Genomic DNA, 758 nt, shown 5'->3' with positions numbered 1-758 from the left:
GCCCGGGGCGGAGCTGGCGGCACGGGCGGGTGGGGTCGTGGTGCTGTTCGTCGGGGTGGTGGCGGGGCTCGCCTGGGCGGGCCACGACCTGGTCACCATCGACGGGAGCTCGCTCGGCCTCGACACGGGCGGGTCGCCGGGCTCCGGCAAGGTGTCGATCCCCGGGCTGGGCGACCTCGGGGACATCGGCGGCATCGGCGGGCTGCTGCCGGACCGGCTGGGCCGGCTCGCGGACGCCAAGGCGCGGGTCGGGTTCACCGTGAACACGGCGGACTCGCTGGTGGGCGCGGTGTTCTGGGTGCTAGGGGTACTGCTGGTCGCCCTGCTCGCCGCACGGCGCTCGCCGCTGCCGCGCGGCTGGGAGTGGCTGCACCGGGCGGTACGGCCCGCCGCGTCGGCGCTGGTCGCGGTGGCCCTGCTGGCGGTGGCGGCGGGGCTCGCGGCGGCGGCGTACGCGATGACGGACGACGGCCACCCCGGGCGCGTCGCGGGCGCCGCGCTGCTGGGCGCGCCGAACGGGGTATGGCTGGCGTTTCCGCTCGGCCTGCTCGTCCCGTGGAACGGGCATGCCACCGGGGCGCTGGCGCAAGTGCTGCCCGACCCGCTGGACAAGCTCCTCGCCTTCAAGAACGACCAGCGCGTGAGCGTGGGGCGGCTGGCCGAACTGGACGGGCGCGTCTGGCTGTTGGCGGTCGCCATGGGAGTGGTGATGGTGTACGCGGGGGTGCTCGCGGCGGCGCGCACGCCGGTACGGGGGC

1 protein-coding gene is annotated in these 758 nt (G+C 76.8%); it reads left to right on the top strand.

Annotated features, from left to right (window positions below; all coding sequences use genetic code 11):
- Window positions 1–758 (top strand): streptophobe family protein (locus ACJA3G_RS38000; RefSeq protein WP_406557546.1); only part of this gene is annotated, 758 nt, incomplete at both ends.

The sequence above is a fragment of the Streptomyces sp. YS-3 genome (assembly GCF_045257485.1).
GTDB lineage: Bacteria > Actinomycetota > Actinomycetes > Streptomycetales > Streptomycetaceae > Streptomyces.
The sequence above is the reverse complement of the archived record's forward strand: the minus strand, read 5'-3'. Positions and strand labels throughout refer to the sequence as shown.